A 630-nucleotide genomic window follows, 5' to 3' on the forward strand; every position below is an offset into this window, starting at 1 on the left:
CACATCGTCAACAACATAGCTAGACTGACTCGCTGATTTAGCTATACTGATCGATGATCCTGCCGAACTGTCAACCGTGATCGTCTCTGTATCTGTATTCGTCACATCACTTCCTGTAGGAGGTGTACCTGTTGCCGTTGCTGTATTCTCTACCGATCCCGCATCCACATCCGACTGTGTAATCGTATAGGTTGCCGTAAACTCCGCAACCCCATTCGGTGCCAACGTAGTCGTACCTGATGTCTGGGTGATTGCTCCCAAACCTGGCAACGCATCCRCAACATTTACATTGCTCAACGTGAAGTCGCCAGTATTCTCTACTCTGAACGTGTAGGTAATCACATCGTCAACAACATAGCTAGACTGACTCGCTGATTTAKCTATRCYGATCGATGCTCCTGCCGAACTGTCAACCGTGATCGTCTCTGTATCTGTATTCGTCACATCACTTCCTGTAGGAGGTGTRCCTGTTGCCGTTGCTGTATTCTCTACCGATCCCGCATCCACATCMGMCTGTGTAATCGTATAGGTTGCCGTAAACTCCGCAACCCCATTCGGTGCCAACGTAGTCGTGCCTGATGTCTGGGTGATTGCTCCCAAACCTGGCAACGCATCCACAACATTTACATT

General features: G+C 49.1%; 1 protein-coding gene. It reads right to left on the reverse strand.

Going from position 1 to position 630, the window contains the following annotated elements; genetic code table 11:
• The coding region (locus MM213_RS20765; protein WP_439647578.1) for a CLIPPER-2 domain-containing protein at positions 1-630 on the reverse strand (630 nt) is incomplete at both ends.

The sequence above is a fragment of the Belliella alkalica genome (assembly GCF_022549785.1).
Classification (GTDB): domain Bacteria; phylum Bacteroidota; class Bacteroidia; order Cytophagales; family Cyclobacteriaceae; genus Belliella; species Belliella alkalica.